Origin of the sequence: Mesorhizobium sp. M5C.F.Ca.IN.020.32.2.1, assembly GCF_004023105.1 — a bacterium.
Classification (GTDB): Bacteria; Pseudomonadota; Alphaproteobacteria; order Rhizobiales; family Rhizobiaceae; genus Mesorhizobium; species Mesorhizobium wenxiniae.
Genome location: NZ_RZSX01000352.1, coordinates 1 through 6,199 on the forward strand (window position 1 = coordinate 1; position 6,199 = coordinate 6,199).

At 56.5% G+C, this 6,199-nt stretch carries 6 protein-coding genes and 1 pseudogene; 4 read left to right on the top strand and 3 right to left on the bottom strand.

Going from position 1 to position 6,199, the window contains the following annotated elements; genetic code table 11:
- Positions 1–1,561, bottom strand: a pseudogene (locus tag EOA86_RS18235) (peptidase S8); the annotation flags it as partial.
- 624 nt (positions 1,562–2,185) lie between these two features.
- On the opposite strand from EOA86_RS18235, the gene EOA86_RS18240 reads away from it, so the two are divergent.
- The 4 genes from EOA86_RS18240 (at position 2,186) to EOA86_RS18255 (ending at position 5,218) form a co-directional block, all read left to right on the top strand.
- Positions 2,186–2,518, top strand: a complete 333-nt coding sequence (locus tag EOA86_RS18240) for a hypothetical protein (RefSeq protein WP_091600491.1) — start codon at positions 2,186–2,188, stop codon at positions 2,516–2,518.
- The gene (locus EOA86_RS18245) at positions 2,519–3,367 is read left to right on the top strand and encodes a hypothetical protein (RefSeq protein ID WP_091600492.1); all 849 of its coding nucleotides are present in this window, start codon (positions 2,519–2,521) and stop codon (positions 3,365–3,367) included.
- A gap of 97 nt (positions 3,368–3,464) precedes the next feature.
- Positions 3,465–4,232, top strand: a complete 768-nt coding sequence (locus tag EOA86_RS18250; protein ID WP_091600493.1) for a hypothetical protein — start codon at positions 3,465–3,467, stop codon at positions 4,230–4,232.
- A gap of 119 nt (positions 4,233–4,351) precedes the next feature.
- Complete coding sequence (locus EOA86_RS18255) at positions 4,352–5,218, top strand: hypothetical protein (RefSeq protein WP_091600494.1); 867 nt, start codon at positions 4,352–4,354, stop codon at positions 5,216–5,218.
- A gap of 27 nt (positions 5,219–5,245) precedes the next feature.
- On the opposite strand, the gene EOA86_RS18260 is transcribed toward EOA86_RS18255, so the two are convergent.
- Together EOA86_RS18260 and EOA86_RS18265 are read right to left on the bottom strand one after the other, a co-directional pair.
- Positions 5,246–5,614, bottom strand: a complete 369-nt coding sequence (locus EOA86_RS18260) for a phospholipase D-like domain-containing protein (protein WP_164748213.1) — start codon at positions 5,612–5,614, stop codon at positions 5,246–5,248.
- A partial coding sequence (locus EOA86_RS18265; protein WP_245497308.1) for a phospholipase D-like domain-containing protein occupies positions 5,545–6,199 on the bottom strand: 655 nt, incomplete at its 5' end. The genes EOA86_RS18265 and EOA86_RS18260, both read right to left, overlap by 70 nt.

Sequence of the window (6,199 nt, forward strand, 5' to 3'; positions counted from 1 at the left end):
GTCCTGTTCGCCGGGAGGTTCTTACAGAATGAATTTCCACGGGCGGAGCAAATCCCTTCGGGTCCCCTGGCCGGCTCAGTATCGTCTCGCGGTCGTCATACGAGATCAAACCTCGTCGGAAGACTACTCCGCACACCTCTTGCCATGGCTTATCCTCGGTGGTCCGAAAGCTCTCCGATCCCAGGATCCACCAATGCACGCTCTCCGCGTTCTCCTCAGCGGCCTTGATTGCCGTCGTCCGATCGAATTTTGGCTCCAAATCCAGGTCCAAATCGTCATAATCGGCCGCCAGATGATGGACCGGCGCCTCCCACAACAAACTGTCGACAGCCAAAGAGAGACAGCCCTCCGGGATGATACCGCGCCGCCGAAACCCTTCTATGATGGCGAGCCGATAGTTAAGCACGTCATCGGGCACCAGGTCATAGTCCGCCGTTATGATTGCCCGGAGAAAATCGCCAAAGCGGACGTCTACTGGCGGCAGGTAGTCGAGGGCGCGGATGCACATTCGCATCACGTGTTCCGCCGCCTTGCTCGCCTCCCGGGTTAATCGTTTGACCAGGTCTGGATGGAGGTTCTGGTCGGGACCAATGCCGGGTCTGATGCCGGCGATTCTGAGCAGATCAGCGGTGCGGTTCTCATAGATCGACAGAAAAGCATCGAAAACGGCCGCCACCAGGACCGCGCCGCGTTCGTGAGGCTCCGTCATGTCGTCGCGCAAGATCACGGGCGCAGCGCCACTGTGATCGTCAATCGCCTCGCGAAGGGCTCCGTCCCGGCCGGTAGCCTCGCCGAACTGCCGGGCGAGGCCGCTGAGGAGGGAGCGGTTGTCGAGGCTACCGCCGTCTTTCGCAATCTGGGCGCTGACTGCTTCCTCAAGCGAAAAATGTGAGAACAGAGCGACGATATCGGCAAAGGCTTCGTGGAACGCCAAGCTGTCTACGCTGGTCGGTTCAGCAAACCGCCGGTGAAGTCCATCCAGGATAGCATGCGTGACCTCGTGAACGATGATGTCATGCGAAAGCGCGGTAAACACCCATTTGGCGCCGGCGCTGTGCGCGGACGTCTGAAAATAGCCGAACAGGAGGGCCTTCTTTTCCCGGCTGTAATAAGCATTGGGCTCGCGAAGGGCATGGGGATAGATACGCAATTTATAGACCGGCTCGTATTTTCGCCCGTTGGGAACGCGACGCGGAGCCCAGAAGACTCTCCTGCCAAGCGCCCGTTCGAAAGTTCGAATAGTCTTCATTGCAACGGCGAACACCATCTGCTGGTGAAAGCGGGGATCGCCTTCCGAGGGGGCCAAGCCGTCCTGAGCCAGGAGGTAGGGGTGATTGAGGTCCACCGGCTCATAAAATTGGCCGCTGACCGGATCGATATCAATAACTTCAAGGTAGTCATTGATGGGGCCGGGCTGAATTTCTTCCTCCCAGCTCTGCTCCCAAGGTATTTTAATTGTTGCAACATTAACGCCTGCAGTCGCAGCCGACGTAGAAGCCTGCGGGTCGAAGGCATAGACCCGCAACCGGCGAACAGGCGGAGCCGTATATTGCCCCGACATGGCATTTCCCCCATCCCTAGTATTTCAAACACTACCGATTGAAATACTTACCGAGATTACACCCTCACTCTATTAGAAACATGCTCGAAACATCGGGTCAATGGCCGGCGCGCTTACAGGCATAAAAAACGGAAAATGTTCTTGCCGTATCGGAATAACCGGAGCACTCGATCACCAGACCCTGCCGGTTTACTTTCTGAAGAACGGTCGCTTTCGGGTCGTCATCACCGGGCTAGCGCGTCGCCGCCCGTCCGCACACTTCTTCTAAACCGTTCGCACTCCTGGGCTGACCTGTAGCATCCCATCTGAACGCTTGTTCAGGACGTTCAAGCCGCTTTATCAATCCCCGAAACCGCAGGCATCGTCTTCCCTAGCTGCTCCGTCGGCGGGTGACGCAGCAAGGCCGTTGATTGCTGGATCAAGGCAAGCCTGGCCACCGGGAGACGACGTAGGGGGGTCATGGCTGAGTTATCGAGTCCGTCGACATCTCAACTGTCAGAAGATGAGCGCGCCAGGATCTCAGACAATCAGCGGCGCGCCAGGCGTGAAAGGGGAAAATGGGGCGATGGCTCAGATCTTATAGTCGGTTTGATCGCCAGTATCCTGATTTTTGGATGCCTCTTTATGTTCGCCAAGAACTACGATGCGAGTAGGCCTGAACTGTTTTACCCATGTCTCCTCAGCGGCACCCTCGGGGCATCCCTTGGATGGGCAGCCGGAATATTCATATCCCCTTACGGGGATGGTGAACGCGAAGCGTTTGCCAGCTTAGGAAAGCTCGTTTACGGATTTCTGAGCGGATACGCGTTCAGCAAAATCGATCCTCTGGTCATCGCCCTCCTGAAGCCGGAAGCGGCCGCGACTTCCAGCCCTGCCCTCATCTATGCGACAGTTGCGCTGGTGGCGTTTCTCACAAGCCTTGCACTCACCTACATAAGCCGCTCGTATTGGCGTTAAATGGCGATCCCTCCCGGCGTCACATTTTCCGAGGTGGGCGACATAGCGTTCGTTCATCAACATGATTGGTTGAGCCGGCTGATTGTTATCGGGCAGAAAGCGCTTGGAAGGCACGGGGCCCGATTCTCCCATGTTATGGTCTGTGTCGGTTCCGGGATTTGGGCCGATGCAACGCCAGAAAGCGGCGTGATGATTGCCGCCGAGTCAGCTATTTTCGACAGCTTAGCTCCCGGAGAGTTCCGCATCCTACGTCGACCCTCCATACTTCCGAGAGCGAGGCCAAAGCCGTCATTCAAGAACGCGTTGGACGCCCTCCAGCACGAAATCAGCAAGCAAAGTGCTTGGTTTTATGACTTCTTCTATTTTTGCTATCAGCGATATGACTACCTGCTGGGTTTTTCGCAATACGCGGCAAGTCGAACGTCATTTTGCTCAGATTTGGTCGAGAAGATCTATGCTCGCCGTGCCCCCGGATTGTTACAGGCCGGACGGCGCAACCGCATCTTCCCACAGGACTTATTTGCGATGGCTACAGACGCGAAATTTGATGACATAACTCAAGCGTTTTCCGAAGGCCGCCGGACATTCCCCTCTACCACGGACAAAGAGCGGGTTAAGCACATGCTGAACGTCATGGAATTTCGCCTGGGTGCGGCTTTGGACAACATCGCGGCGCTCGAACAGGGTGAAAGAATAAGGGTCGTTACCAGCAAAATGCCTGGAGGGGATCGTTTACCCCAGACCCCAATCGGTGAATCATTTGGCCCCGCCGAGCAACTCACCTGGAGTACAAAAGCGGCTGCAGTTGCGGCCCGAAAAAGGGTGCAAAAGCTAAAATTAAGGTGGTGAAGCTAAATCCATGGAGCACAAATGGCCCCATGCAGATTAGCCTACCTTGGCATCACGACACGGGCGACGGCATCGCCGACACGGATTCATTGACGCCGTGACGGAAGAAGACAAACCCAGTGTAACGGTCACCCTCAACGGCGACGGCGTGATCGCGCCGGCGCTTCAGGCCATCCGCTTGGCGACTGAAATGGTGGCCGTATGCACGTCAGCGATCGAGGCTACAGATCTCAACGATCTACCTCGGGACGGGTTTTCCGGGCTGAGCTTCGTGCCTCACGCCGATCAAGCCAAGGCCAAGCTAGCTTATCGCGCGTGGATATTGGGGAAGGCGTTTCAGGAACTGGCCAGGGGGCTGAGGGCTACGCTCGAGCAAGCCTACATCTACACGCTTGGTTTGAGGGAAGGACGCAAGGTCGAGACCTGGGGCGAGTTCGAGGACATTTATCTCGCGGCGGAAAAGAAGGCGTCGAGTCTCAATTTTCCAGATTTGCTGCTGGCCGTGCAGGCGCAATTGGCGACGAAGCTCGATTTCTTTGAGGAGTACCGCTCGCTTCAGAGGGCTCGGAACTGTCTGGAACATCGCAATGGCGTTGTAGGTCATATTGACTGCGACGAAGGCGCGGGGGCCCTTAGCCTGAAGTTGCCCCGTTTGAAATGTTCTACCGTCAGCGACGGGGAAGAGATCGAGGTTCACAAGAACCAGTACTTTGAAAAGGGCGCGACGATCAAAATCAAAAGAGACTTGCGTATTCGTGTCTTCGCCTTGGGGGAAACGGTCTCTTTCACCGCGGAGGAATTCAGCGAGATCGCCATGGCGCTTCGCTTGTTCGTCGCCGACATTGCGCCGAAGCTGCCGATTTAGACCACCGGAATGGCGGTGGGTTGTCGGAGTGCATGCCTGCGAGATGGGCCATTCGAACTGGCACTGTGTTCTCCGGATTCCTATATCTAACCGGCGCTATCCCATGGGGACCATGACTGATGAGTGACGATTCTCCCGACTCTCCCAAGCCCATCAAGCTTGAGGACCTTAAGGTAAGCACCGGCAGTGGTGCCAAGCCATTGAGCGAGATTGCAAAAACACTTGCAGGTATTGGGTCACACGTAAATCCTGCTAAAAACTTGGCCATCCGCCTGCAGGAACAGCAAGACAAGTTCAGTGATTTGCTCCGGCCCTCGAAGGAGGCGGAGGCGCTTCGGAAGCGCTTTGAATCGCTCACACAGCCGTCGCCTGCAATGAGGTCCATACTGGATCAGGTGGAAGGCCAAAGGCGACTGCTCGATTCAATCTCGAAGCCGGATGCCGGGGGGCTATTGACCGAGCGAGCTATTTCGGCCCCTAGAATGCCGGATTTCCAGATGCCCAGAAACCCCATTCTGGACACGAATGCGCAGCTGGCAGAAATCGAACGGAAGTTTGAAAGCATGCTGGATGTCATGACAAACGCCGCGCGGATCGGCAACGATATTCAAGCCCAGGCAACGACCTTTATAGGAAAGTTCGAAGAGGCCTCCAGCCAGACCGACAGTTCAGCCAAAAAAGCAATTCTTGTCGGCGTATTTGCGCTCGTGATCGCCACGCTGAGTCCCTTCGCCCCGATGGTCGTTGATTACTTTTCGCCAAATCGCACCGTTCCGGCGATCGAGGCTCTCACGCGGGAGGTGGTTTCTGCCGATCGGGCGGCTAGCGCTGACAACCAGAAACTAATTGAGGCGCTCAAGGAGCGCGACGATCAGGCGACCGGAAGAATTGTCGAGGAAGTTCGCCGCAGGCAGGACGAAACGAATGCCATTCTGCGGGAGCTCATTGAGACCCTGAAAGATCGCAATGTGCCTGCCAACCCCTGAGAACCGGGCTCTGGCGCAAGAGTAGCTCTATGCGAACAGCTCACGGTCTCGGATCTTGAACGGGTCTGTATAGTCCTCAGCCCACCATGGGTCTTCACCGGCCGTAGGCGCCTTTTGCAAGGACGATGTCTTTTTGGCCTCTGCAGCGTCTTCCTGGGTGACGCGGAAATGGTAGTCGTCGAAGATGCGTATCCCTTCGACCATATACGATGTCGCAATTTTTTGGTCGCGGATGAGGAGCAGGTTCTCTCCGTTCTGAAGGTCAGCGGGCTTGCTGAAGTTGTAAGAACCGGTCCACACGCGGGCGTCAGGTGTGTTGAAATCGATTACCAGAAACTTGTGGTGCAGATTTGGCCCGATGCCGGTGTAAGGTTCGACCTTAAACGGCGTCGGCACGTGTTTGTTGAGGCGAGCGAAATAGACGGGTGCAGTGTTGCCATTGGGCTTATGAACGGTGACACCGGTGTTGTTGTCGGAAATGCCGTAGGTGAAACCGGGCTGTTGGTAGCCGCTTCCACGGCGTCGGTTACAGCACCGCCTGTGATGCTCAGGAAAGCCAGGGAATAGAGGAGGCAGGCCTGGGCCTTTTCGACATCCTGGCCGATTTCCGCAAGGCGGGCACGGGCTGTGTCATGGGGAGAAAAGGTGATGCTGGCATCAATGCCCGCCAAGCCGAGCGGATGCCAGTCGGGTGAGGGACCGTTGGCGAACCCATCCTTTTTCCAATAGGCCTCGAACGCAGCCTTGAGGGGGGCGACGGCTTGAGCGCCCGTTAACAGCAAGGCGTTGTTCGATTGAACATAGAGCCCGCGCCAGCTGAAGTTTGTCGAACCGCAGACGGCGCGCGGGACGGCCGCATCCACGATAATCATCTTATTATGTTGGAGACCTCCCATCCGTTCCCGCTTGACGTTGTCCTCGCCAGCGGAAGCCTTGAGCAGTGTCTCGGACTGGGTCTCACCACTTGTCTTGAGCCCATGC

Excerpts from the sequence above, each read along its gene's own strand:
- EOA86_RS18240 (WP_091600491.1), top strand. The coding sequence starts at position 2,186 with ATGTTCGCCAAGAACTACGATGCGAGTAGGCCTGAACTGTTTTACCCA.
- EOA86_RS18245 (WP_091600492.1), top strand. The coding sequence starts at position 2,519 with ATGGCGATCCCTCCCGGCGTCACATTTTCCGAGGTGGGCGACATAGCG.
- EOA86_RS18255 (WP_091600494.1), top strand. The coding sequence starts at position 4,352 with ATGAGTGACGATTCTCCCGACTCTCCCAAGCCCATCAAGCTTGAGGAC.